This window comes from Dyella japonica DSM 16301 (genome assembly GCF_001010355.1).
GTDB classification, from domain to species: Bacteria; Pseudomonadota; Gammaproteobacteria; order Xanthomonadales; family Rhodanobacteraceae; genus Dyella; species Dyella japonica.
Genome location: NZ_JPLA01000044.1, coordinates 1 through 23,566, shown reverse-complemented (window position 1 = coordinate 23,566; position 23,566 = coordinate 1). Strand labels below are relative to the sequence as shown.

Sequence of the window (23,566 nt, the reverse complement as noted above, 5' to 3'; positions counted from 1 at the left end):
GGAGCGGGTCTCAGTGAAGCGGCTGTGGTATCTCGGGCGGACCATACGGAAGGATCGCGTTGCCGTTGCTGCTTCCGACGTACCTGTTGCCAGTGTCGAAAACGCGAAACTTGAGGCGTTCTCCTCGCCAGCAAGGAAGTACGTAGAACACAGCGTTATTGTCGGATGGCATGCTGAGAAGCACGAGCAAAAGGCGACTGCAGCTAATCTCGTCTTTCATGCCAACTTGCTACTCCCGCGTTAATAGCGACGCCCTTCGATCAAGAAGAAGGATGTGTCACCGTACGGCCCAATGGTGTTGGGAGAATCCAAGAGGCAGGTGGGGTGAGCGAAGACACAAACGACAGCGGGCAACAACATGACCCGCCCGACGATGAAACTTTACGCCGTCGCACGCTGTTCGACGCCTATTGGACCGAACAACAGACTCGCGAACGAGCGAACAGGGACAAGTACGACAACACCATTCTGGCCTACTCCACTGGAGCGCTTGGCCTATCCATCACATTCATCAAAGACCTTGTGCCATTGGCTACAGCACATGCCCTGTGGACCATCAAGACATCTTGGGTGCTGTTCGCTGTCTCCCTGCTTTTAATGCTGGCATCCTTCCCGATCGCGGGAGAAGCCAACCGGCAGAGCGTCAACTTCGCCCATGAGTATTTCATCAACCGCAAGGACGACTATTACAACAAGGATGGCTTGGCTGGAAAGGTCCTGAAGTGGTTGAATCCACTAGCCGGTATGGTTTTTTTTGCGGCCTGTGGCTTCACCATCGCATTCGTTTGGATCAATGTTCACGACAAGACAGAGGGCACTGTGATGGCAGGCGAAAAAGAATCAGCGACCAGTTCGAGGCAGTCCTTGGTAACAGAAGGCATAGGTTCTGCAGCCATGCAGGTTGTGCATAAAGGCACCCCGAGCGCGGCAATGCCTGCGGCATCCACGGCAGCACCTGCACCTGCGGCACCAGCACCTGCACCAGCACCAGCACCAACCCAGTCAAGTAAGTAAAGGGCGGGCACGGTCCCATGCCCTGTACAAGGAGCACATTTATGGCTGACAAGAAGAATGGGCGTATTTACGCCAATGACGGCATGCCATCCGCCCTCATGAGCAAGGTTGTCTCCACTAATAACTCACGAGGGGCACCGAGCGCTCAGATGCCACGTGCACCGGCTGCCTCGCCGGCACCAGCACCTGCACCAGCTCCAGCTCCAGCTCCGCCCAAGAACAACAAGTAACTCTTCGGCCCAGCGTTGCTTGAAGTATGGGACGACGGCCGTAAGAACAGGGAGCAAGGCTCCCCTTGGTCAAGGTATCAACTGTTGTGTTGCCGATATGCGCATCTTGATCAGGCTTTGCTACGACAATGTTCATCAGCGCCGACACGCCCAACAGCCTTCACGGTACTACCAGCAGTTTCCGCAGCACATAGTCCCTTAGTACCCCATCCAACCTGATCTTTTCGATCAAGGTATCAACTTCGTTGGGTTGCTCGGCATTTGACGCGCTGGCCGGCTCGACAACTATTTCATGAAGGTGCCTTTCCCAGCGCAATAGTGCCTGATATCGCTGGTCGATTAGCTCGGAACGATCATAGATCTTCTTGATTCCCGTCGGCCGGTGATTGAGGCAAAGCTCGGCCACATTCGGCGCAATACCTAGTTCCGTTAGCTGGGTACGGATGGTGCGCCGCAGATCGTGTATTACGATACCGTTTGGCAACCCTTTCAGCGCACGCAGAGCGGTGTTGATTCCAGATTTGGTCAAGGGCTTCTTTCCGCCTCCTTTAGAAGAAGGGAGCACCCATTCACTGCCAGCCGCCAACAACAACAACTGTTCGAAGATGGATGCCACTTGATCTGAGAGTCGATGCCGCAATGGCGTCCCGTTCTTACTGTTCTCCTTGGGTATGTCCCACGTCCGCTCCTTAAGGTCCACATGTACCCACTTGGCGGCAAGAAGCTCGCCCTTACGCGCGGGGATCAACAGTAAAATTCTCAGGGCTAGCTTCATAGACCGCGGAATGCCGCTGGTTTCGATCGTATGCAGCCACACGGGAATTTCTGTCGGACTTAGCACCCGATCGCGGGCTTGCGCAGGTGCAATATGCTTCGGGTCAATACCGGTGACCGGACTGACGTGCAGATCACCCTTGCTAATCGCATAGTCAAAGACTCGCTTCAGTACGCTATGCACCCTCCGCGCTGCCTGATACCGCTTCTTGCCCTTGGCAAGGTCAATACAAGCCCAGACCGCCGCACGGTCGACATCCGCAATGTTTCGATCACGCAATGAAGGCAAGATGTAGTTCTTGAGGAAACCTTCGTCTGCAGATGGGGTTTTATTGACCTTCCGCAGAACATTGGCAACCCAATCATCCACGAGTGCGCCGAAGGTAGTCGCCTTCTTTTCTTCAGCTCGCCTTCGCTTCTTCTCCGCAGCAGGTGATATGCCACGCTGCACCTGTACGACCATTTCCCGGCACAGGTCCCTAGCTAGCCCAAGGTTCATGGCGGGATAGCTGCCGATGGTTACCTTTTGCCGCTTGCCGTCCAGTCTGTAGCGATAGCGGAAGGACAACTTGCCCGATGGCATAACGTCCACCACAAACCCTTCGATGCCGCCACCCTTTTCATAGACGGTATAGCGGATTGCTCGGGGTTTCAGACTTTTCAGGTAGACATCAGTGAAGCCACTTCTTGCCATATCTGGGACCACCCTCCGTTATTGGGTCGAGAACCACTATTCGTGGTCCCTATTGTGGTCCCAAATTATAACGGCTCTCCCGAGATCATCGAAGACGTCCGTGGACAGACAAATGGCTATACAGCGCCATTTTTCTTTCTTCCAAAGACCCTACTGGATGGTCATGGATCAATAGCTACTTTCCGATGCAGAACGAGCTGAAGATGGCGCCGAGCAGGTCGTCGCTGGTGTAGCTGCCGGTGATTTCGCCCAGGGCCTGCTGGGCCTGGCGCAGTTCTTCGGCCGCCAGTTCGCCGGCGCGGGTGACGCGCAGCACCTGCTCGGCCTGGTCCAGATGCAAGGCGACCTGCTCCAGCGCCAACACGTGGCGGCGACGCGCGCTGAAGGCGCCTTCTCCACTGCCCGAGCCGGCAAGTTGCTTCAGATGATCGCGCAAGGCATCGAGGCCGGCACCGGTTTTCGCGGATGCCCACACCCAGATGGCTTCTGGGCGTACGTCGTAACGCGGCGTGCCACGGGCGAGGTCGATTTTGTTGATAAAGACGATACGTTCCACGCTCGCGGGCAGATCGGCGAGCAGGGCAAGGTCGTGTTCGGCGTGCGCGATGTCGGTGACGAGCAGGGCGACGTCGGCGCGTGCGAGTTCGCCGTGGGCGCGGCGCACCCCTTCGCGTTCGACCGGATCGTCGGTGTCGCGTAGGCCCGCCGTGTCGGCCAGCTCCAGTGCAACGCCGTCGAGGTTGAGCTGTTCGCGCAATACGTCGCGTGTGGTGCCGGCGATGTCGGTGACGATGGCGCGGTCGCTGCCGGCGAGCGCATTGAGTAGGCTGGATTTGCCGGCGTTGGGACGGCCGATGATGGCGACGCGCAAACCGTCGTTGAGCCGGACGCCGCGCTGCGCTTCACGCAACAGGGCATCGAGTTCCGCACGCAACGCCTGCAGCTGCCGCATGATGGTCGGATCGGCGAGGAAATCGATTTCCTCTTCGGGAAAGTCGATCGCCGCTTCGATATGCACGCGCAGCGCGATCAACGACTGCAGCAGATCATGCACCTTGCGCGAGAACACGCCTTCCATCGAACGCAATGCCGCACGCGCGCCAGCTTGCGAACGCGCCGCGATCAGATCGGCGACCGCTTCCGCCTGCGCCAGATCGAGCTTGCCGTTGAGGAAGGCGCGTTCGGTGAATTCGCCAGGACGCGCCAGCCGTGCACCGATGCTGCAGACGCGACGCAGCAGCGCATCGAGCAGCACGGGACTGCCGTGGCCCTGCAGTTCCAGCACATGTTCGCCGGTGTAGGAGGCGGGCGCGGGAAAGTAGAGCAGCAGACCGCGATCAATCAGTTCGCCGTCGCGCTCGCGGAACGCGGTGAAGTGCGCGCGGCGCGGATCAGGGTCGCGACCGAACAGTTCCGCGGCGATGCCGGGCACGGCAGGCCCCGACACGCGCAACACACCGACGCCGGCGGCGCCGGGAGCGCTGGCAATGGCGGCAATGGTGTCGGTGTGAGGCATGACGTGAATTATGCGGCTTGCGTGCGCACGAGAAAAAGGCCGCTGACGCGGCCTTTTCTTTGAACGCTTCAGATCGATCAGGCCGTCGCCTTGGCCTTTTCTTCCGCGCGATCGACGCTGCGCGTGATCAGCCACTGCTGGGTCAGGCTGGTGAGGCCATTGACCACCCAGTACAGCACCAGGCCGGCCGGGAAGAACAGGAACATGAAGCCGAACACCACCGGCATCACCTTCATCATCTTCTGCTGTGCCGGGTCCATGCCCGCTGCGGCCGGGGTCAGCCACTGCGTGGCGAGCATCACGAGGATGTAGATCACCGGCAACACGAAGAACGGATCGGGCGCGGAAAGGTCGTGCACCCAGCCGAAGAACGGCGCATGGCGCAGCTCCACGCTTTCCATCAGCACGCGATACAGACCGAAGAACACCGGCATGGTGATCAGGATCGGCAGGCAGCCCGACATCGGGTTGACCTTCTCCTTCTTGTACAGCTCCATCATGGCCTGCTGCATCTTCATCTTGTCGTCGCCGTAACGCTCCTTCAGAGCGTTCACGCGCGGCTGCAGCTTGCGCATGCGGGCGCCGGAACGGAACTGCGCGGCGGTGAGCTTCCACAGCGCGCCCTTCAGCAACAGCACCAGCAGGATGATGGCCACGCCCCAGTTGCCGGCGATGGTGTGCAGCTGCGACAGCAGCCAGTGCAGCGGCTGCGCGACCACGGTCAGCCAACCGTAGTTGGTGGTCAGGTCGAGACCCGGCGCCACCTGGTCGAGCGTGCCCTGCAGCTTCGGACCGATATACAGACGCGACGCGCTGGTCGCGCTCTGGCCCGGCGCGATGCTGATGGACGGACCCACCGCGCGGATCAGGTAAACCGGCTGCGCGGTATCACCATTGATCACGCTGGTGCTGTAGGTACTGGCGTCCTGCGCCTGCGGAATCCAGGCCACGAAGAAGTAGTGCTGCAGCATCGATGCCCAGCCGCCGGTGATGGCGTGGTTCAACGGCTTCTTGGCGAAGTCGGCGAACGACAGCGTGGTCATCTTGTCGTCGGGGCTGTACCACGCGGCGCCATAGAAGCTGTGCGAGGAGGGATCGGTGAAATTCTGCAGCCAGCTCTTCTGCTGCGTCGGTGCCACACGCTGCAGCTGCTCATAGGTATTGCCGGCCCAGGCCGCGCTGCCGCCGTTCTCGATCTTCTGATCGACGGTGACAACGTAGCTGCCGCGCTTGAGCGCGAAGGTCTTGGTGACCTTGAGGCCGGCGGCGTTCTGCCAGGTGAGATCGACCTTCAGATCGTCCTGGCCCTGGGAGAGCGCGTAGCTGGTCTGCGCGGCCGAGAACACCGCACGATGATCGGGCGCGTCGCCCTGGTTGCTGACGATACCGCTCTGCGCTACGAAGTACTGCGCGCGGTCGTCATCGAGCAGGCGCGCCGGCGCCGGATCGGGATCCTTGCGGGTACGCGGCACCGACGGGTAGGTGAGCAGCTCCGAACGGACCACGCTGCCGCCGCGCGTATCGATGGTCAGGCGCAGCACATCGGTGCTGACCGTGATCAATTGCGCGGATGCCTCGCTGACGGTGCCGGGTACGGCGGCCGGCGCGGTGGACGAGCTGGCGCCCGGCACGCTGTTGTCAGTGCTGGCACCAGCCGCGGACGTGGTTGCAGTCGCCGCCGGCGGTTGCGGGCCGTAATCCTTCTCCCAGGCCTGGAACAAGAGATAGGCCACAGCCAGCAGGGCAAAGATGAGGAACGTACGCGTTTGATTCATCGCGGAGCAGATCCGGTGCATCCGCGACAAGGCGTGTCGCGGAAAGGAATGGAGAAGGTCAACGCACGATTGTGCCGGTCGGGTCGTCCGGCTTCAATGTGACCTCGACCTTGGCGGCACGCAGTTTCTTCCACAGCTGCTGCAATTCGGCGAGCAGCTCCGGACCGGGCAGGCCACACGCCTGCTCGCGTGCCATCACCATGAGGTCGACGGAGGGAAGCTCAAGACGCGCGCGCCGGAAAGATTCGCGGATCAGCCGCTTGATGCGGTTGCGATCGACCGCACGCTTGGACACGCGTTTGGATATGGCCAGCCCCAGGCGCGGGTGGCCCAGTTCATTGGCCCGATAGCGCACAGAAAAACAGCGGCCGCCGAAGCGGCCGCTGGTATGTCGCAAAGCTGCAAAATCACCGGCGCTACGTAACCGCGCTTCACGCGGCAGGCCGGCGGCACGCATCTTGGCGAGCCGCTTACGGGATCAGGCGCTTGCGACCCTTCGCGCGACGTGCGTTCAGGATCTTGCGGCCATCGGCCGTTGCCATACGAGCACGGAAGCCGTGGGTGCGGGCACGCTTGAGCTTGCTGGGCTGGAAGGTCCGCTTGGACATGGCTTCCTCCGGTTAAGTTGGTAAAAAGGTTGGAAATTATGGAGAGGAAGTTGGGCGCTTGTCAAATGGGGGTATGTTCGCGGTTGACAAAAGGCTGTTTACTTCCTGTGGATATCCATGTGGATATCCCGCCATGAAGGAGCGCTCGTGCTGCTAGAATTGCCGGTCCACCCCGCGCGAAAGCGCTCCTTCCAGTGGTTGAATACTTCCCATGAGTGACCTGTGGCGGCGCTGTCTCGAGCGCCTCGAGGGCGAATTGAACGCCGAAGACCTGCACACCTGGCTGATGCCACTGCAGGCGCGCGACGACACCCATGGCTTGCAGCTCTTTGCGCCGAACCCCTACACGCTGGATACGGTGCGCGAGCGCTATCTGGCGCGCATCGAAACGGTGATCAGCCAGCTGACCGGGCACGATCTGACCGTGCGCCTGGAGGTAGGCTCCAGCTCCCCGCGCGCCACGGCCAGCGGCAAGGTGGCTGCGCCGGCACCGGCCAAGGTCGCCCCCGCGGTGGTGATCGAAGCGCCGGCGCCGACCTTCTCGCACAACCTGGACCCGCACTACACCTTCGAAACCTTTGTCGAAGGCAAGTCGAACCAGCTGGGCAAGGCAGCCGCCATGCAGGTGGCCATGAACCCGGGCCGCGCCTACAACCCGTTGCTGCTGTACGGCGGCACCGGTCTAGGTAAAACCCACTTGATGCATGCCTCCGGCAACCTGATGCGCGAGCGCAACCCTGATTTCAAGGTGTTGTACCTGCGCTCGGAGCAGTTCGTCGGTTCGATGATCGAAGCGCTGCGCACCAAGAGCATGGACGAATTCAAGCGCCGCTTCCGTTCGGTCGACGCGCTGCTGATCGACGATATCCAGTTCTTCGCCGGCAAGGACACCACGCAGGAAGAGTTTTTCCACACCTTCAACGCGTTGTTCGAATCAAAGCAGCAGATCATCCTGACCTGCGACCGCTATCCGAAAGAAGTGGACAAGCTTGAGCCGCGACTGAAATCGCGCCTAGGCTGGGGCCTGTCGGTGGCGATCGAGCCGCCGGACTTCGAGACGCGCGCGGCGATCCTGCTGTCCAAGGCGCAGGACAAGGGCGTGGCGGTGAGCGAGAACGTGGCGATGCTGCTGGCCAAGCGCATCCGCTCCAATGTGCGCGACCTTGAGGGCGCGCTCAACACGCTAGCGGCGCGCGCCAACTTCTATGGCAAGCCGATCACCATCGACTTTGCGGAAGAAACCCTGCGCGACTTGCTCGCCACCCACGCGCAAGCGGTGACGGTGCCGAACATCCAGAAGATCGTGGCCGACTACTACCAGGTGCGCCTGCAGGATCTGTTGTCCAAGCGGCGCGTACGTTCGCTGGCTCGTCCGCGGCAGATCGCCATGGCCTTGTCCAAGGAGCTCACCGAGCACAGCCTGCCGGAGATCGGCGAGGCGTTCGGCGGCCGCGACCATACGACGGTCCTGCATGCCTGCCGCACCATCAAGAAGCATTGCGAGACCGACACGCGCATGCGGCAGGATTGGGAACAGCTGATTCGCATCCTTACCGGCTGAGCGAGCAGGGCGCCTGTGCACTGAACGCTTGAAAAGTACTGTGGCAAGCTGTGGATAATAGGTGGATGGATTGGACCCAAAAGTTATCCACATTTGGCCCACAATCATCAGGCCTCTGGAAACACAGTGTCGAAGTGCGGCAAGGTATTGATTGTTAAGGATAATTTCTCGGTTTTGAGTTATCCACGGCCCCTACCACCACTACAGAACTTCTTTTAAAAACAGAAAAGCAGGATTGGGGAAGCGCATACATGCAATTCAGCATTCAACGAGAAGCTCTGCTCAAACCGTTGCAGCAGGTCGTCGGCGTGGTCGAACGCCGCCAGACGCTGCCGGTTCTAGCCAACCTGCTGGTGAAAGTCGCCGACGGCAAAGTGTCGCTGACGGGTACCGATCTGGAAGTGGAGATGATTGCCACCACGGCCGCTGACAAGCTGGTCGACGGTGAGATCACCATTCCAGCGCGCAAGCTGTTCGACATCGTGCGTGCACTGCCCGATGGCGCCCAGATCGAGCTGAAGCTCAATGGCGATCGCGTCGCCATGAATGCTGGTCGCAGCCGATTCACGCTGGCCACGCTGCCAGCCACTGAATTCCCGACCATCGATGAAATAGAGCTGGTTGAGCGAGTAGCGCTGCCGGAAGAAGTGCTGCGCGATCTCATGGAGCGCACCTCCTTCGCCATGGCGAACCAGGACGTGCGCTACTACTTGAACGGCATGCTGTTGGATCTGCAGGAGCACACGCTGCGCTGCGTGGCCACTGACGGCCATCGCCTCGCGCTGAAGGAAACCAAGCTGGAGAGCAAGGTTTCCACCCGTCGCCAGATCATCATTCCCCGCAAGGGCGTGAATGAGTTGGTCGGTTTGTTCGAAACCGGCGATGGCCAGGTTGAGCTGGAATTCGGCCGTAATCACCTGCGCGTGCGTCGCGGCGATGTGGTGTTCACTTCCAAGCTGATCGACGGTCGTTTTCCGGACTACGAAGCAGTCATTCCGCTCGGCGCCGACAAGCACGCCACGCTGGATCGCGAAGTGCTGCGTGGTGCGCTCCAGCGTGCGGCGATTCTTTCCAACGAAAAGTATCGCGGCGTGAAGCTGGAACTGTCGCCGGGCAAGCTGCGCATCGTGGCTCACAACCCGGAGCAGGAAGAGGCCGTGGAAGAACTGGAAGCCGATACGCCGGTGTCCGATCTGGCCGTGGGCTTCAACGTGGGTTATCTGCTCGATGCGCTGGCAGCATTGCGCGGCGAGCGAGCCCGCCTGAGCCTGCGCGATGCGCAGTCGAGCTGCCTGGTGCAGGAAGACGACAGCGAGCAGGCGCGCCACGTGATCATGCCGCTGCGCCTCTGATGTCCAATCGCCGTTTGCCTGTTCACGGCAAGCCAGTCATGAACGCCGGGGCCGTCGAAAGACGCTCCGGCGTTCTTGCATGGGAAGTTTGCTGATATGTGGCTGGAGAGCCTGCGCATTCACGGTTTGCGCTGCCTAGGGGATGTGGTCATCCCTCTGGAGCCCGGTGTCACCGTCTTTGCGGGTGCCAATGGCGCCGGTAAGACCAGCATTCTGGAAGCCGCGTTCCTGCTTTCGCACGCCCGGTCGTTCCGCTCTGGGGCGAAAGATGCCTTGCTTCAGCGTGGGGCAGAGTCCCTGTCCGTGTTCACCGAGCTGCGGCACGCCGATGGTCGAGGGCGTCGCCTGGGTTTGGGTCGACAGGGCGTTCGTTGGGAAGCCCGGATGGATGGCGAAGTCGTCAGCCTCAGCGAATTGGTGGGGGAGTGCGCCGTCGTCTGTTTTGAACCCGGGTCGCATGCCCTGATCGCCGGAGGAGCTGAAGAGCGTCGCCGCTATCTCGATTGGGGCGTGTTCCACGTGGAACATGAGTTCATGCTGGCCTGGCGACGCTACCAACGCGCCCTCAAGCAGCGAAACGCGCTGTTGAGAGCTTCCACGCCCGCTTCGGATGCCTTGTTCCAGCCCTGGGAGGCTGAACTGGATGCCACGGCGACCGTCATCGACCGTCTGCGCGAACTGTATTTAGCGGCCCTTCGCCCCCATATCGAAGGGGCGATGGCTGGATTGCTGCCCGAACTGGGCCGCGTGGAGATGAAGTATCGGCGGGGCTGGTCGGAAGATGCCTCTTTGGGCGAGTTGCTGGCCAGCCAGCGCGGCAGGGACCTGGCGCGTGGTCACACGACCATGGGCTCGCATCGCGCCGACTGGTCGATCGTGTTCGAGCACGCTCCCCAACGCGAACATCTGTCCCGAGGGCAAGAGAAGCTCACGGCACTTGGTTGTTCCCTAGCCCAGGCCGCTCTCTATGCCGAGAGGCGAGGCGAGTGGCCCGTGGTCTGTCTGGACGATTTGGCCTCGGAACTCGATAAAGCCCATCAGGCGGCCGTAGTGGACCAACTGCGCCTGGTGGGCGCCCAGGTACTGGTCACGGGAACAGAGGTTCCTGAGGCCCTCCAGCAAGGTCCCACGCAAGTGTTCCACGTGGAACAGGGTCGTCTCGGCCCCCTGCTATAATCACCGATTGTGTCCCAGCCCGGCCTCTAGGCGCCGTCCGGGCGGGAGAAGGCGCCCAGGAAACGGTCGACGAATGAACGCATCCTACGATTCGAGCAACATCAAAGTTCTGAAAGGTCTGGAAGCGGTGCGCAAGCGCCCCGGTATGTACATCGGCGATACCGATGACGGCACCGGCCTGCACCACATGGTGTTCGAAGTCGTCGACAACTCGATCGACGAAGCCCTGGCGGGCTATTGCGACCACGTCACCGTCACCATCCTCGACGATGGTTCGGTCAGCGTGAGCGACAACGGCCGCGGCATCCCGGTCGACACGCATCCGGAAGAAGGGCGGTCCACCGCGGAAGTGGTGATGACCGTGCTGCATGCCGGCGGCAAGTTCGACGCCAATTCCTACAAGGTTTCCGGCGGCCTGCACGGCGTGGGCGTGTCCGTGGTGAACGCGCTCAGCTCGCACCTGTGGCTGACCATCTACCGCGAAGGCAAGGAGTACCAGCAGGAATACGCCCACGGCGAGCCGCTGTACCCGATCAAGCCTGTGGGCGATTCCACCAAGCGCGGCACCACCGTGCGCTTCCTGCCCAGCACCGGCACCTTCACCAATGTCGAGTTCCATTACGACATCCTGGCCAAGCGCCTGCGTGAGCTGGCCTTCCTCAACTCTGGCGTCACCATCGACCTGAAGGATGAGCGCGGGGAAGGGCGTAGCGACCGCTTTGCCTACGAGGGCGGCATCCGCTCCTTCGTGCAGCATCTGGCGCAGCTCAAGACCGCCTTGCATCCCAACGTGATCAGCCTGAGCGCGATGCAGGAAGGCATCTCGGTGGAGCTGGCGATGCAGTGGACCGATGCGTATCAGGAAACGATGTACTGCTTCACCAACAACATCCCGCAGCGCGACGGCGGCACCCACCTCACGGGCTTCCGTGCGGCGCTGACACGTTCGTTGCAGAGCTATATCGAAAAGGAAGGTCTGGCCAAGAACGCCAAGGTCACGCTGTCGGGCGACGATATGCGCGAAGGCATGATCGCCGTGCTTTCGGTGAAGGTCCCCGACCCGAAGTTCTCCTCGCAGACCAAGGACAAACTGGTTTCCTCCGAGGTGAAGACCGCGGTGGAGCAGGCCGTCAACGAGAAGCTCGGCGAATTCCTGCTGGAACATCCCAACGAAGCCAAGGCGATTGCCTCCAAGGTGGTCGACGCCGCCCGCGCCCGCGAAGCCGCCCGCAAGGCCCGCGAGATGACCCGCCGCAAGGGCGCGCTCGATATCGCTGGCCTGCCGGGCAAGCTGGCCGACTGCCAGGAAAAGGATCCGGCGCTGTGCGAACTGTTCCTGGTCGAGGGTGACTCCGCAGGCGGTTCGGCCAAGCAGGGCCGTAACCGCAAGACCCAGGCCGTGCTGCCGTTGAAGGGCAAGATCCTCAACGTGGAGAAGGCCCGCTTCGACAAGATGCTCGCCTCCGCCGAAGTCGGCACGCTGATCACCGCGCTGGGCACGGGCATCGGCAAGGAGGAATACAACCCGGACAAGCTGCGCTACCACCGCATCGTCATCATGACCGACGCGGACGTGGACGGTTCGCACATCCGCACCTTGCTGCTGACGTTCTTCTACCGCCAGATGCCCGAGCTGATCGAGCGTGGCCACATCTACATCGGCCTGCCGCCGCTGTACAAGATCAAGCAGGGCAAGCAGGAGCTGTATCTGAAGGACGACGCGGCGCTCAACGCCTACCTGGTTTCCAGTGCTCTGGATGGCGCCGAGTTGCAGTATTCAGCCGATGCACCGGGCGTCTCCGGCGAAGCGCTGGAGAAGCTGCTGCGCGATTACCAGGCAGCCCTCGACCAGATCGAACGACTCGGTCACCGCTTCGACGCCACCGTGCTCACCGCAATGCTCGAGCACGCGCCGATGGATCCCTCGCTGTGGAGCGATCCGGCCGCGATGCAGACGTGGTTGTCCGGTGTGCAGCTGCGCCTGGCCGCCAGCGGCCTGGGCAAGCCCCGCTACCGCCTGGCCCTGCGTCCGGCGCTAGATGAGCAACCCGCGGCGATCGAAGTGGTGCGCGACCAGCACGGGCTCTCGCATACCTGGTTGCTGCAGCAGCCGTTCTTCAGCGGCGCGGAATTCCGCCCGATCCTGCAGGCCAGCCAGCAGCTCGCCGGTCTGGTGCAGGCCGACGCGGTCGTGCGTCGTGGCAACGGCTCGCGCGGCGTGCTGAGCTTTGCCGACGCACGCCACTGGCTGCTGGAAGAGGGCAAGAAGGGCCGCATGATCCAGCGCTTCAAGGGCCTGGGTGAAATGAATCCGGAGCAGCTGTGGGAAACCACGGTGAATCCGGAAACCCGCCGCATGCTGCAGGTGGGCATCGAGGACGCGTTCGCGGCCGACCAGATGTTCTCTATGCTGATGGGCGAGGCGGTGGAGCCGCGTCGCGACTTCATCGAAGCGAACGCACTGAAGGTCGCCAACCTCGACGTGTAATCCTCAGGCCGCGCACGATGCGAGCACTCCTCGCATCGTCGCGGCCTTCTTTCTGCCCGCACGTGTTAACGCATTAGTACGTTAACTAAAGTCAGGAAAAGGGCTGCCGATAGCGTCTTTCCAGGCCAAAAAGTCACGGAAGGCATGGCGCTGGCGCATGAAAATCACGCCCTGTCGCTGGCGTATGGTCCAACTTATTGATTTTTAACATTCTTTGTTGCCGCGCTGCGACTTGTTATCTGCCGCCGAGTCAGGTTACGCTCAGCGATCCCCCGCGCTCTAAGCGCGTGAAACCTACATTGAGGACTGCCATGAAGCGTGTTCCCCTGATCAAGATGCTCGCTGGTTCGGCGCTGGCCCTGGCCGTGGTGAGCACCCCGGTCATCGCGAGCGACAGCTCTTCCAAGGACAAGAAGGAAGCGCTGTACCCCAACGCCACGCGCAAGGAACCGAAGCTGGACCTGACCAGCGAGAAGGACCAGAAGGCCATCAACGAAGGCCTCGACGCAGTCAACAACCAGGACAAGGACAAGGCGATCCAGATCCTCCAGCCGATCGCCGACGGCAGCAAGAGCAAGTATGCGCAAGCGCTGGCCCTGCAGGGTCTGGCGAACGTGCACTACAACGACGGCGACGTGAAGGGCGCGATCGATCTGCTCAAGCGCGCGCTCGACAACGGCACCATGCCGAACGACACCTACTTCCAGCTCGAGTACATGCTCGCCCAGTTCTACCTGGCCAATGAGCAGTACCAGCCGAGCATCGACACGGTTGAGAAGTGGCGCGCCGAAGGCAAGAAGGAAACCGCCGAGTCGTACGCACTCGAAGGCAATGCCTACTACCGCCTCGAGAAGTTCCCGGAAGCGATTGCCGCCATCAAGAAGGCGCAGTCGATGACCGACAAGCCGAACGACAGCTGGAACCAGATCCTGATGGCCAGCTACTCCGAATCCGGCCAGGGCGACCAGGCCGCCCAGGTGGCGCAGCAGCAGCTCGCAGCCAACCCGAATGATCCGAACGCATTGAACAACGCCGTGGCCGTGCTGATGCAGGCGCAGAAGTATCCCGAAGCGATTGCGCTGATGGAGAAGGCACGCGCCAGTGGTCAGCTCAAGACCGAGAAGGACTACGTCAATCTTGCCAAGCTCTACCTGGTCTCGGGCCAGCAGAGCGGCGACCAGAAAGAGCCGGCCACCAAGGCGGTTGCCGTCCTTCAGGAAGGCCTGAGCAAGGGCGTGGTGACTTCCACTGCCGAGAACTACACGTTGCTTGGTACGGCTTCCTACATGGCCGACAACACGTCGGGCGCGTTGGCGGCTTACCAGAAGGCTATCCCGATGGCGAAGGACGGCGAGGCGAATATCCGCGCTGGCCAGCTGCTCATTCAGGAGAGCAAGTTCAGCGACGCGAAGACCGTCATCCAGCAGGGCATCGACAAGGGCGTGCAGCACAAGGGCACGGCTTATATGTTGCTGGCCGAAGCGTGTCGTGGCCTGAAGGACAAGCCGGGCACGATTGCAGCTATGGAGAAGGCCGCACAGGATCCCGAAACCTCCGCCAAAGCAAAGGCTTGGCTGAAGGCGCAGGGCGCGAGCAAGTAAGGCAGAACGTGTAACAACTGCGAGGCAGATGGACGTCCATATGTCTGCCTCACAAGTGCTATACATTTGCCATGTGCTGTTGTACCGTTGAAACCCTTCCGTGTTCCCGTCCAGTGGCAAACGTCATCCGTTTGGATCGATTTGCCGCAGGAAACCGTGACCACGTCTTACCGATTGATTAGCTCCAGATAGTGACAGATGGCCTCAAGTAACGAAGCAACCGGCCAAGGGCCGTTCAATTGGAGGCGTACCTGGGCGCTGGCCGTAGCCATTGCGCTGCATGCGTTCGCGTTCCTGTTGCTGGTGGCGCCCATGGCACCGCCGAAGCAGGTACAGAAAGAAAAAGAACGCACGGTCCAGGTCAACTTTATCGAGCCTCCTCCGCCGCCACCGCCACCGCCGCCGCCGCCGCCGGAGCCGCCGAAGCAGCCGCCGCCGAAGATCATTCAGCAGGTCAAGCCGCCGCCGACACCGCCGCCGCCGGCTCCGCCGCCGGCTGTGGAAGAAAGATCCAATAATGCTGTTGCTGCGGCTCCGCCGGCACCGCCTGCTCCTCCGGCACCGCCTGCAGATATCACAGCCAGTCAGGACATCAGCTATAACAGCCGTATTCAGCCCAAGTATCCGCCGCAGGCTATTCGCCAGCGTCACGAGGGCACGGTCACGCTGATGATCTTGGTGGACGTGGACGGCACACCTAAGGACATCAAGGTGGAATCGTCCAGCGGTTATCGCGAGCTGGATCAGGCCGCGATTGAAACGGCACGCAAGTGGCGCTTCAATCCGAACATAAGGAACGGGCAAAAGACGGAAGGCTATGTCCGCGTCCCGGTCAATTTCAATCTCAATCAGCTGTAACTTCGGTTACGGTCAATCAGTTCACGCTTGACTTTCCAAGGGTAGCGTTATGTTCCTGCAAACTTCTCCGGCCCCCGCGGGCGGTACCACCAACGCCGAAGCCATGAAGTCGATGGGCTTCGATCACCTTATCCACAACTTCGATCCGCTTGGCTGGATCGTGTTCGTGGTGCTGGTGGTGATGTCCTTCTCTTCCTGGTACTTCATTGTCGCCAACGCCATCCGCAACTCCATGGTTCGCGGCCGCGCTGACAAGGTCATCAACGGCTTCTGGGCCAATGGCTCCACCCAGGACGCTATTCGCGAACTCGAAGCCCAGCCCAAGGGCGAACCGTTCTCGAAGATCGCCCTCGACGCCGCTTCGGCCGTCGCTCACCATCAGCAGGCTTCGGCCGGCGGTGGTCGCCTCGCCGAGTCGCTGAGCCGCTCCGAGTTCATCGATCGCGCCCTGCGCCAGGCCGTGGCTCGCGAGAGCCTGCGTCTGGAAGGCGGCCTGACCCTGCTCGCCACGGTCGGTTCGTCGGCACCGTTCATCGGTCTGCTTGGTACCGTGTGGGGCATCTACCACGCGCTGATCAAGATCTCCGCGTCGGGCAACGCTTCGATGGAAGCTGTGGCCGGTCCGGTGGGTGAAGCTCTGATCATGACCGCCTTCGGTCTGTTCACCGCTATCCCGGCCGTGCTCGCCTACAACTTCTTCAACCGCTCCAACCGTCTGACGTACGCTCAGTTCGACGAGTTTGCGCATGACCTGCACGACTTCTTCGCCACCGGCGCTCGCGTCGAAGGCAAGTGAGGATCTGACCCATGGCAATGAGTACCGGAGGCGATTCCGGCGGCCCGATGTCGGAGATCAACGTTACGCCGCTCGTCGACGTAATGCTGGTGTTGCTGATCATCTTCATGATCACCGCGCCGCTGATGTCCCATCGAATCACCGTCGAGCTGCCGACTGCCAATCCGAAGGTTCCGGATACTGAGCAGGTGACGCCGATGGACTTGGCCGTGAAGCCTGATGGCACGCTGTATCTCGATGACGTCGAAGTCACCGAGGCGGAACTGAAAGCCCAGTTTGCGGTGAAGGCGACGCTGACGCCGCAGCCTGAGCTTCAGATCCGAGCGGACAAGACCACGCAATACAAGATCGTCAAGAAGGTCCTCGCTGACGCCAAGGAATCCGGCATGGTGCACGTCGGCTTCATGACGACCGGCAAGGAGTAAGGGTCATGGCATTCAGTTCTGGAAGTGGTAAGGGGCCAATGGCTGACATCAACGTCACGCCGCTGGTCGACGTGATGCTGGTGCTGCTGATCATCTTCATGATCACGGCGCCGATGCTTACCCATAAAGTGAAGATCGACCTGCCGCAGCCGAATCCGAACATCGTGCAGCCGGAGAATCCGCCGGAGCCAGTTCGCCTCAAGATCGACCAGTCCGGTGCGCTGTACTGGAACGATACGCCGGTGGATGAGCTGGGCCTCAAGGCGCAGCTCGCGGTGATCGGTGGTCTGGGCGATCCGGCCAAGCAGCCGGAAGTGCAGATCAACGCGGACGACGGTGTGGCGTACGAGCACGTTGCTCGTGTGCTGGCTGATGCGAAGAGCTACGGCCTCACCAAGATCGGCTTCACTGAAGGTCAGTAATTCAGTAATACCGCAAGGCATTACCGCAAGACTACCCTTTGGACCCCCGCCCAGTGCGGGGGTTTTTTTCGTCTGTCGAAAGCTCGGTCGCCAGTATGCGCGGCTTGGCGACGCGCCATCGTCCGGACGTATGGATGGCTAAACGCTTGCAAGCCGCACAGGCCAATGCTTCCGGACACGCACGCTGCAGTGCCCGGTACCGGCGAGGCAGCTACGAGTTCAGCGCAGGATCTGCAGGTATTTCCGCACGGTCGTCGCCATGCCCTCGTACAGGGCCTCGCCTATCAACGCGTGTCCGATCGACACCTCGGCCAGGCCGGGAATCGCGGCCTTGAACGTGCCCAGGTTGGCCTGGCTCAAATCATGTCCGGCATTCACGGCCAGGCCCGCGTGCTGGGCGCGCCGTACGGTGTCCGCGCAGCGCTCGAGCTCCTGCTGCACCTGCCCTTCTTCGAAGGCCTGCGCGTAAGGGCCGGTGTAGATCTCGATGCGCTGAACGCCGATGGCCATCGCCTCTTCAAAGCCGGTCGCTCCTGAATCGACGAACAGGCTTACACGGCAACCGATGTCGCGGAGCGCGGCGACCAGCGGCTTCAGAGTCTCGATATCCCGCGTGAGGTCGAAGCCATGATCGGAGGTGATCTGGCCGTCGCCGTCCGGCACCAGGGTGACCTGGGTCGGGCGCACTTCGCGCGCGAGTTCGATCAGGCCCGGATAGCTGCCACGCGGACCGGCGAACGGATTGCCCTCGATGTTGTATTCGACGCGACCGCGGGTCACTGCCGCCAATGCCCGCACGTCGTCAGGACGAACGTGCCGCTGGTCGGGCCGGGGATGCACGGTGATGCCGCCGCAACCCGCATCGATGCAGGTGTGCGCGGCGCGCAGGATGTCCGGTTCGCTGCCGCCGCGCGAATTGCGCAGTACGGCGATCTTGTTGACGTTGACGCTGAGCAGGGTCATGGGTGGGACAACACTCGTTGAGAGGCTTCAAGCCGCTGACACTATGCGTAAGCGACGATCATGCAGGCGCACTTGGCGCCTGGATCCTGATCGACTCGCTGCTACGCGCCGATTCCTTTACGCGGGCCTTGCCGGCCTCGCTACCGTTCGGTGCGCTCTCGCAAGGGCTCTGGCAGAGCGTCACAACGGCGGGTTGCACACATTGCGCCGATCAATCCGTACCGGCAAGTGTCCACTGCCGGATGCGACGCGGTGCGCCCTGCCAGGCCAGTGTGCCGACATGGGCGTCATCCAGAATAAGGCGATGCAGCTGCCACTGCCGGGGCTCATAGCCTTCCAGTCGATGCAGCACCGGCAGGTGGGATGGCCCGCTGATGCTCAAGCGATGCAGCCCGAACGCCAGGCCGCGGCCAACGGCTTTGAGCACCGCCTCCTTGGCCGTCCATAGCTCCAGAAAGGCGCGATCACGCTGGTCGACCGGCAACGCCTCGAGCGCGGCCGTTTCGTCCGGACTGAAATAGCGCTGTGCGATGGGTACGGCCTTGGGGTGCGGGCGCAGTCGTTCCAGGTCGATTCCCGGCAGCACGCCGCGCGCGATGGCGATCAGCGCCTGGTCGTGGCTGTGCGACCAATTGAACGAAAACGCATCGCGCTGGCTGCCCGCCAGCTCCGGGCGCCCGTGCTCGGAAATCTGAAGTTCCACCGCGCTTGCGCTTACGCCCAGATAGCCGCCCAACATCGCCAGCAGAGGCGCGCGGCCCTGATGGTGGTCATAGGCGAGCCGCCAGACGTGAATATCCTCGTCACCCAGCTGCGCAGCCAGCTCGGCCGGTGTCTGGCCGTCGGTCGTGATCATCTGCCCATGTTGCCGGCTAAGGGGCGATACTTACAAGCACGGCGGTCGCCAGGAACGGCACCCCGGTTTCAGCCACCGCAGGAAGCCCTCATCTCGGAGAACACCGCTTGATTGCCGGATGGCTGCTGCTGCTGGTTTCGCTGCTGTATGTCGGGTTGCTGTTCGTGGTCGCCTATGCGGGCGATCGCCGACCGCTCTACCCGCGGCAACCGCGGCTGCGTCCGATCGTCTACAGCCTCGCGCTGGCGGTGTATTGCTCGTCGTGGACCTTCTATGGCGCAGTGGGCACGGCAGCGCGCGAAGGCCTGAGCTATCTGCCGATCTATCTCGGCCCGATCCTGTTGTTCGTGTTCGGCTTTGGCTTGCTGCGGCGCCTGGTGCTGCTGGCTCGCCAGCGCAATATCACTTCCATTGCCGACTTCATCGGCGCTCGCTTCGGCAAGTCGCATGGCCTGGCCGCCCTGGTGGCGGTGATCGCGGTGATTGCCGTGGTGCCGTACCTGGCGCTGCAGTTCAAGGCGGTGGCGATGTCCTATGCGGTGCTCGGCACCCCGTCGCCGGCGGGCACCTCGCAGTTCAGCGACAGCGCGCTGTGGTGCGCGATCCTGCTGGCCACCTTCGCGATCCTGTTTGGCACGCGCACCATCGATGCCACCGAACATCACCACGGCATGATGCTGGCCATCGCGGTCGAATCGCTGATCAAGCTCGTGGTGTTCATCGCCTTGGCCGGGTATGCGCTGTGGCGTGGACCGGGCTGGGCGGTCACCACGCAGTTGCCGGTCCAGCAATTTTCCGAAGGCGTCTCGCCTGGTTTTCTCGCGCAGACGCTGCTCGCCTTCTGCGCCATGTTCTGTCTGCCACGGCAATTCCAGATCGGTGTGGTGGAATGCGAGGACCCGCACGACGTCTCGCGCGCACGCTGGCTGTTTCCCATCTACATGGTGATCGTCAGCCTGGCCGTGCTGCCCATCGTGGCGGCAGGCTTGCACGTGCCGCAATTGCAGGCCGGCAACAAGGATGCCTGGGTACTCACCCTACCGATGGCCTACGGCGATCGCGGCATGGCCTTGCTCGCCTTTATCGGTGGGTTCTCCGCCGCGACCGGCATGGTGATCGTGGCCTGCGTGGCGTTGTCCACCATGATCAGCAACGACATCGTGATGCCGATGCTGCTGCGCATACACGCGCTCAAGCTCGAGCAGCGCGCCGACCTGTCGCAGCTGGTGTTGCTGGTGCGACGCATCGCCATCATCGCGCTGGCCGCGATGGCCTATGTCTATTACCGCGTGGTGGCGGACACCACCAATCTCGCCACTACGGGCTTGCTTGCGTTTGCGGCCGTCGCGCAATTCGCGCCAGGCATTGTCGCGGCGCTTTATTGGCGAGGCGCGAGCCGAAAAGGCGTGGCGGTCGGACTGGGTGCGGGCTTCCTGGTGTGGGCCTACACCTTGTTGCTGCCAGGGCTGAACCGCGAGGCGGATTGGCTGGATACGGGCCCGATGCATCTGAGCTGGTTGCAGCCGCAGGCGCTGTTCCATCTGAGTGGATGGGATCCGGTGATGCACGGCACGTTCTGGTCGCTGCTGGTCAACGTGGCCTGCCTGATCTTCGTCTCCCTGCGCTTTCGCCCCAACCTGGAAGAGCGCCTGCACGCGGCGATGTTCATCGACCCCTACGCCATCGACAGCCGCGGCGCGGGCGACTGGCGTGGCCGCGTGGCCGTGGCGGATCTTCGCACCATCGCCGAACGCATTGTCGGCGAGCGCAGCAGCCAGCGTGCGTTCGAGGACTATGGCGAGCGCCGCGGCAAACCGCTGCAAGCCAGCGAGGCAGCCGATCGCGCGCTCATCCAATACACCGAGCGCTTGCTTGCTTCCGCCGTTGGCGCTGCGAGTGCGCGACGCATCCTGATGGGCGCGCTGTCTGGCTCGGGTCTCGATATCGCCGAAGCGATGGCCTTGATGGACGAAGCCTCGCAGGAACTGCGCTTCAATCGCGAACTGTTGTCCACCACGCTGGAGAATGTGTCGCAAGGCATCAGCGTGATCGACGCGAGCATGCGGGTGGTCGCGTGGAATCGCCGTTATCTCGAACTGTTCGACTACCCCGACGGCATGGTCTACGTCGGCGTGCCGGTGGCCGACCTGATCCGCTGGAACGCCGAGCACGGTGAACTGGGTCCGGGTGAAGTCGAGGCGCATGTGACCAAGCGACTTGGCCATATGCATGCCGGTTCACCGCATGTGTTCCAGCGTATCCGTCCCGATGGTTCGGTGATCGAGATGCGCGGGCGCGCGCTGCCCGGTGGCGGCTATGTCACCACCTATACCGATGTCACGGCGTACAAGCATGCCGAGCAGGCGCTGATCGAGGCGAACGAGAACCTGGAGCAGCGCGTGGATCTGCGCACGGCCGAGCTCAGCGAGGCGCTCAACTCCGCTGCCCACGCGCGTCGCGAAGCGGAAATGGCCAATGCCTCGAAGACGCGCTTCCTGGCGGCGGCGAGTCATGACCTGCTGCAACCGTTGAACGCTGCGCGTTTGTTCACCGCCGCGCTGCGTCAGCATCCCGGGCTCGATGGCGAAGCCAGCCTGCTGGCCGAGCGCATCGACGCCTCGTTCCGCGCCGCCGAAGATTTGCTGGACGCACTGCTCGATACCTCACGCCTGGATGCCGGCAGCTATCGCGCGGACATCAGCAATGTGGCGTTGTCGGATCTGTTCGAATCGCTGATGGCACAGTTTGCCGTGATTGCCCAGCAGCGCGGACTGCGACTGCGTGTGGTGCCGACGAAGCTGGCCGTGCGCAGCGATCCACAGCTGCTGCGTCGCGTGCTGCAGAACTTCATTTCCAACGCACTGCGCTACACGCGCGAAGGCGGCATCCTGGTTGGTGCACGCCGCATGGGAGATGAAGTGCGGCTGGAAGTATGGGACACCGGACCTGGCATCGCGGCGGAACAACGTGCGCGCATCTTCGGCGAGTTCCAGCGACTGGATCGCCCATCGCCATGGGGTGAAAAAGGTTTGGGACTGGGCCTTTCCATTTGCGAGCGCATCGCCGGCATCCTGCATCACAAGCTCGAGCTGGTCTCGCGCGAAGGCAAGGGCAGCCGCTTCGCCGTGCGCGTGCCGCGCGCCGAAAGTGCAATACCGCGCCGGCGCACGAATGTGCATCCGGTATCGAACGAGCAGTTGCCACTCACCGTGCTTTGTCTGGACAACGACACCTCCATCCTCGACGGCATGCGCGCGCTGCTGCAGCGCTGGGGTGTGGATTGCCGCACCGCGATCGATGTGGCGGAGGCCGAGCAGGAACTGCGTCGCGGTGGCGTCGACCTGATCCTGGCCGACTACCATCTCACCGATGAAATGGACGGCTTGCAGGCGCTCGAAGCACTGCGCACGGAGCTGGGTGATTTGCCGCCGATCGCGATGATTACCGCCGATGGCAGCAGCGAGTTGAAGCAGCGCGCGCGGGCCTTGGGGTATCCGATTCTGCATAAGCCGGTCAGGCCGGCGGCGTTGCGGGCGTTGTTGAGCGCGTTGGTGCGCAGGCAGACGATGGCTTAGAGCGCGGTGGAGCGTTTGCCGCACATCGGCTTTGGCGAGTCTCCCGGGCGTGCTCGCTCGTCTGTGGGAGCGCACCCTGTGCGCGACGGCCACGCTGTGGTGTACCGCTTCGTAGGTTTGTCGCGCACAGGGTGCGCTCCCACAAGGGTGTGCCCCTGCGGGCCGGCGCGAATCAGCTTTCTTCGTCTGCCGGCAGCGACGGCATCGCTTCCTGGTCGATGGCCAGATGGCTGGCAGCGAGTGCGACCTGGGTGCGGTTGTTGACGCCCAGTTTGCGCATGATGGCGGTCATGTGCGCCTTTACCGTGGCTTCGGAGACGCCCAGGTCGTAGGCGATCTGCTTGTTGAGCAGACCTTCAGCGATCATGGTGAGCACGCGGAACTGCTGCGGCGTGAGTGTGGCGACGCGATCGGCAACAGCTGCTTCGTCCGGCTTGAGTGCGGTACCGCCGCCGACCAGCTGGTGCGGTAGCCACACATCGCCATCGAGCACCTTGCGGATGGCGGTGATGATGTCTTCGCCCGGCGTCGACTTTGGAATATAGGCCGATGCGCCATGCGCAAGCGCGCGTCGCGCGACCTGCACATCTTCATGACCGGACACCACGATGGTCGGCAGGCCCGGGTTCTGTCCGCGGATATGCGCCAGTGCGGAGTAGCCGCGCGCGCCAGGCATGTGCAGGTCGAGCAGGAGCAACTCGGCGTCCGGATATTGCTCGATCAGGCTCAGCAGCGAATACACGCTGTCCGCGCTGTGCACGTTGGCGTTGGGAACGGCCGCCACCACGGCGCGTTGCAGGGCGTCGCGAAACAGCGGGTGATCGTCGGCAATCAGTACGTCAGGCATGGATTCCCTGCTTCACTCTGTAGGAGCGCACCCTG

19 protein-coding genes are annotated in these 23,566 nt (G+C 62.2%); 11 read left to right on the top strand and 8 right to left on the bottom strand.

Annotated elements, in window-relative coordinates; translation table 11 throughout:
• Positions 1–324 precede the first annotated feature (324 nt).
• Positions 325–1,014 carry a hypothetical protein gene (locus Y882_RS15395; RefSeq protein WP_046972834.1) on the top strand — a complete coding sequence of 230 codons (690 nt, stop codon included), beginning with the start codon at positions 325–327 and terminating at the stop codon, positions 1,012–1,014.
• 390 nt (positions 1,015–1,404) lie between these two features.
• On the opposite strand, the gene Y882_RS15390 is transcribed toward Y882_RS15395, so the two are convergent.
• The 5 genes from Y882_RS15390 to rpmH all read right to left on the bottom strand — a co-directional run bounded on the left by Y882_RS15390 (position 1,405) and on the right by rpmH (position 6,611).
• Positions 1,405–2,712: a tyrosine-type recombinase/integrase gene (locus Y882_RS15390; protein WP_046972833.1), complete on the bottom strand. Its 1,308-nt coding sequence runs from the start codon at positions 2,710–2,712 to the stop codon at positions 1,405–1,407.
• 175 nt (positions 2,713–2,887) lie between these two features.
• Positions 2,888–4,228 carry a tRNA uridine-5-carboxymethylaminomethyl(34) synthesis GTPase MnmE gene (gene mnmE, locus Y882_RS15385; protein WP_046972832.1) on the bottom strand — a complete coding sequence of 447 codons (1,341 nt, stop codon included), beginning with the start codon at positions 4,226–4,228 and terminating at the stop codon, positions 2,888–2,890.
• A 77-nt stretch (positions 4,229–4,305) separates the two neighbouring features.
• Complete coding sequence (yidC, locus tag Y882_RS15380) at positions 4,306–6,003, bottom strand: membrane protein insertase YidC (protein WP_046972831.1); 1,698 nt, start codon at positions 6,001–6,003, stop codon at positions 4,306–4,308.
• 58 nt (positions 6,004–6,061) lie between these two features.
• The gene (gene rnpA / locus Y882_RS15375; protein ID WP_082121140.1) at positions 6,062–6,460 is read right to left on the bottom strand and encodes a ribonuclease P protein component; all 399 of its coding nucleotides are present in this window, start codon (positions 6,458–6,460) and stop codon (positions 6,062–6,064) included.
• 13 nt (positions 6,461–6,473) lie between these two features.
• Complete coding sequence (rpmH, locus tag Y882_RS15370; RefSeq protein ID WP_019464789.1) at positions 6,474–6,611, bottom strand: 50S ribosomal protein L34; 138 nt, start codon at positions 6,609–6,611, stop codon at positions 6,474–6,476.
• A 211-nt stretch (positions 6,612–6,822) separates the two neighbouring features.
• Between rpmH and dnaA the strand changes: the two genes are divergently transcribed.
• The 9 genes from dnaA to Y882_RS15325 all read left to right on the top strand — a co-directional run bounded on the left by dnaA (position 6,823) and on the right by Y882_RS15325 (position 17,290).
• The gene (gene dnaA, locus Y882_RS15365; RefSeq protein WP_046972830.1) at positions 6,823–8,172 is read left to right on the top strand and encodes a chromosomal replication initiator protein DnaA; all 1,350 of its coding nucleotides are present in this window, start codon (positions 6,823–6,825) and stop codon (positions 8,170–8,172) included.
• 251 nt (positions 8,173–8,423) lie between these two features.
• Positions 8,424–9,524 carry a DNA polymerase III subunit beta gene (gene dnaN, locus Y882_RS15360; RefSeq protein WP_046972829.1) on the top strand — a complete coding sequence of 367 codons (1,101 nt, stop codon included), beginning with the start codon at positions 8,424–8,426 and terminating at the stop codon, positions 9,522–9,524.
• 96 nt (positions 9,525–9,620) lie between these two features.
• A complete protein-coding gene (gene recF, locus Y882_RS15355; protein WP_046972828.1) occupies positions 9,621–10,700 on the top strand; it encodes a DNA replication/repair protein RecF in 1,080 nt (359 codons plus the stop codon).
• A gap of 73 nt (positions 10,701–10,773) precedes the next feature.
• A complete protein-coding gene (gyrB, locus tag Y882_RS15350) occupies positions 10,774–13,188 on the top strand; it encodes a DNA topoisomerase (ATP-hydrolyzing) subunit B (protein WP_046972827.1) in 2,415 nt (804 codons plus the stop codon).
• A gap of 311 nt (positions 13,189–13,499) precedes the next feature.
• Entirely contained in the window at positions 13,500–14,789 is a 1,290-nt protein-coding gene (locus tag Y882_RS15345; RefSeq protein WP_211259198.1) for a tetratricopeptide repeat protein, read from the top strand.
• 198 nt (positions 14,790–14,987) lie between these two features.
• Positions 14,988–15,647 carry an energy transducer TonB gene (locus Y882_RS15340; protein WP_046972826.1) on the top strand — a complete coding sequence of 220 codons (660 nt, stop codon included), beginning with the start codon at positions 14,988–14,990 and terminating at the stop codon, positions 15,645–15,647.
• 49 nt (positions 15,648–15,696) lie between these two features.
• Entirely contained in the window at positions 15,697–16,443 is a 747-nt protein-coding gene (locus Y882_RS15335; RefSeq protein WP_046972825.1) for a MotA/TolQ/ExbB proton channel family protein, read from the top strand.
• A gap of 11 nt (positions 16,444–16,454) precedes the next feature.
• Positions 16,455–16,868: an ExbD/TolR family protein gene (locus tag Y882_RS15330; protein WP_046972824.1), complete on the top strand. Its 414-nt coding sequence runs from the start codon at positions 16,455–16,457 to the stop codon at positions 16,866–16,868.
• Between the two features lie 5 nt (positions 16,869–16,873).
• On the top strand, positions 16,874–17,290 hold the full coding sequence (locus tag Y882_RS15325; RefSeq protein ID WP_046972823.1) for an ExbD/TolR family protein: 417 nt from the start codon (positions 16,874–16,876) through the stop codon (positions 17,288–17,290).
• A 219-nt stretch (positions 17,291–17,509) separates the two neighbouring features.
• Here the strand turns inward: Y882_RS15325 and Y882_RS15320 are convergent, their stop codons facing one another.
• Positions 17,510–18,253: a pyridoxine 5'-phosphate synthase gene (locus tag Y882_RS15320; protein WP_046972822.1), complete on the bottom strand. Its 744-nt coding sequence runs from the start codon at positions 18,251–18,253 to the stop codon at positions 17,510–17,512.
• 211 nt (positions 18,254–18,464) lie between these two features.
• A complete protein-coding gene (locus Y882_RS15315; protein ID WP_046972821.1) occupies positions 18,465–19,109 on the bottom strand; it encodes a 4'-phosphopantetheinyl transferase family protein in 645 nt (214 codons plus the stop codon).
• Positions 19,110–19,216: 107 nt separating this feature from the next.
• Between Y882_RS15315 and Y882_RS15310 the strand changes: the two genes are divergently transcribed.
• Positions 19,217–22,684, top strand: coding sequence for a hybrid sensor histidine kinase/response regulator (locus Y882_RS15310; protein ID WP_046972820.1), 3,468 nt, complete (start codon positions 19,217–19,219; stop codon positions 22,682–22,684).
• Between the two features lie 172 nt (positions 22,685–22,856).
• Here Y882_RS15310 and Y882_RS15305 read toward each other — a convergent pair whose 3' ends face one another.
• A complete protein-coding gene (locus Y882_RS15305; RefSeq protein ID WP_046972819.1) occupies positions 22,857–23,531 on the bottom strand; it encodes a response regulator transcription factor in 675 nt (224 codons plus the stop codon).
• Positions 23,532–23,566: the final 35 nt, after the last annotated feature.

Coding starts and splice junctions, on each gene's coding strand:
- Y882_RS15390 (WP_046972833.1), bottom strand. CDS start 2,712: ATGGCAAGAAGTGGCTTCACTGATGTCTACCTGAAAAGTCTGAAACCC.
- mnmE (WP_046972832.1), bottom strand. CDS start 4,228: ATGCCTCACACCGACACCATTGCCGCCATTGCCAGCGCTCCCGGCGCC.
- yidC (WP_046972831.1), bottom strand. CDS start 6,003: ATGAATCAAACGCGTACGTTCCTCATCTTTGCCCTGCTGGCTGTGGCC.
- rnpA (WP_082121140.1), bottom strand. CDS start 6,460: ATGCGTGCCGCCGGCCTGCCGCGTGAAGCGCGGTTACGTAGCGCCGGT.
- rpmH (WP_019464789.1), bottom strand. CDS start 6,611: ATGTCCAAGCGGACCTTCCAGCCCAGCAAGCTCAAGCGTGCCCGCACC.
- dnaA (WP_046972830.1), top strand. CDS start 6,823: ATGAGTGACCTGTGGCGGCGCTGTCTCGAGCGCCTCGAGGGCGAATTG.
- dnaN (WP_046972829.1), top strand. CDS start 8,424: ATGCAATTCAGCATTCAACGAGAAGCTCTGCTCAAACCGTTGCAGCAG.
- recF (WP_046972828.1), top strand. CDS start 9,621: ATGTGGCTGGAGAGCCTGCGCATTCACGGTTTGCGCTGCCTAGGGGAT.
- gyrB (WP_046972827.1), top strand. CDS start 10,774: ATGAACGCATCCTACGATTCGAGCAACATCAAAGTTCTGAAAGGTCTG.
- Y882_RS15345 (WP_211259198.1), top strand. CDS start 13,500: ATGAAGCGTGTTCCCCTGATCAAGATGCTCGCTGGTTCGGCGCTGGCC.
- Y882_RS15340 (WP_046972826.1), top strand. CDS start 14,988: ATGGCCTCAAGTAACGAAGCAACCGGCCAAGGGCCGTTCAATTGGAGG.
- Y882_RS15335 (WP_046972825.1), top strand. CDS start 15,697: ATGTTCCTGCAAACTTCTCCGGCCCCCGCGGGCGGTACCACCAACGCC.
- Y882_RS15330 (WP_046972824.1), top strand. CDS start 16,455: ATGGCAATGAGTACCGGAGGCGATTCCGGCGGCCCGATGTCGGAGATC.
- Y882_RS15325 (WP_046972823.1), top strand. CDS start 16,874: ATGGCATTCAGTTCTGGAAGTGGTAAGGGGCCAATGGCTGACATCAAC.
- Y882_RS15320 (WP_046972822.1), bottom strand. CDS start 18,253: ATGACCCTGCTCAGCGTCAACGTCAACAAGATCGCCGTACTGCGCAAT.
- Y882_RS15315 (WP_046972821.1), bottom strand. CDS start 19,109: ATGATCACGACCGACGGCCAGACACCGGCCGAGCTGGCTGCGCAGCTG.
- Y882_RS15305 (WP_046972819.1), bottom strand. CDS start 23,531: ATGCCTGACGTACTGATTGCCGACGATCACCCGCTGTTTCGCGACGCC.